The organism is Capnocytophaga sp. oral taxon 332 str. F0381, assembly GCF_000318275.2.
Classification (GTDB): domain Bacteria; phylum Bacteroidota; class Bacteroidia; order Flavobacteriales; family Flavobacteriaceae; genus Capnocytophaga; species Capnocytophaga bilenii.
In genome coordinates, this window is record NZ_KB291336.1 from 1 (window position 1) to 1110 (window position 1110).

Consider the following 1110-nt stretch of genomic DNA (forward strand, 5'->3'; position numbering starts at 1 on the left):
TAAATCAGAGTCTTTTATCATTGTTTCCCATTGCCCCCCGCTGGCGGAAGCTTGCAGCTTGTGCCTAGTATAATAAGAGTGTGTCCTGCTGCTTAGCTTCATTCCGTCTATCCAATTCACAGGATAATGGGTGAGTAGATTGTTCATTTGGTTTTTAATTATTTTTTATAATATGTTTTGTGAAATCTATTTAAAAATTACGATAAACATATTTTTTTATTAATTTTTTATCGTTTACAATAAATATAGCTTCATAACTTTCCCCTCCATCACCACCTGGGATTTTTATAATAAGTTGATTATCTTCTTTCTTAAAAACTTCAACTCCATCTAATGTTGGTTGAAATAAATATTTAAATGATGATTTAGATAAATGATAGCCATTCCCCTTTATAAATATATAAATATTATCAATTTCCTCATAAACATCTCTATCAATCCCATCAAAGCCATACACGTTTTCATTAGTGACTATATATGATATACCATTTTTATCTTTGATAGTACAATAATCATCTTTATTAACTTTTTTTGTAATGACCTTTACAATAATTCCATTTTGATTGAATGTAGCATTATTTTCCCTTATTATAGTCCTCTTTATCTCAGGATAGTTGTATTTAAACAGAAAACCTAAACGATAATCTTCATTTTTTTCTATACTCTTATAAGAAATTATAGTATCTTTTAAAAAATCTGGATTATTTCCTCCATTTGCTCCTATACCTACAGATAATAATTCTCTTGAATCAATTTTTGAGATACTATCTTTGAATACATATCCTTGAATTCCTTGACTACCTCCTAAAGTTTTCACTAACCACCAATTGCCTTTTTGCTCTTTATAGAAAAAATATTCTCCTTTGATAATTTTTGTAATTATTTCTCCATTTTCTTCTTTATGTACTTTTATGTAATTATATTTGTCATTAACAATTCCTATCTTAAAAAAAGTAGTGTTTTGACTAAAAATATTTATTGTAATTAAAGAGAAAAAACAAAGAAATAATAAACTAATGCTTTTATCTTTTTTTATCTTTTCCATCTATTTCCAAGTTAAAATAATGATACACATCGAAGCTGTTTAAACTTTTTCTTATAATAAAATAA

At 26.3% G+C, this 1110-nt stretch carries 1 protein-coding gene; it reads right to left on the minus strand.

The features are described 5' to 3' along the window. Nucleotides 1-190 precede the first annotated feature (190 nt). The gene (locus HMPREF9075_RS09710; protein WP_009416395.1) at nucleotides 191-1045 is read right to left on the minus strand and encodes a hypothetical protein; all 855 of its coding nucleotides are present in this window, start codon (nucleotides 1043-1045) and stop codon (nucleotides 191-193) included. Nucleotides 1046-1110 lie beyond the last annotated feature (65 nt).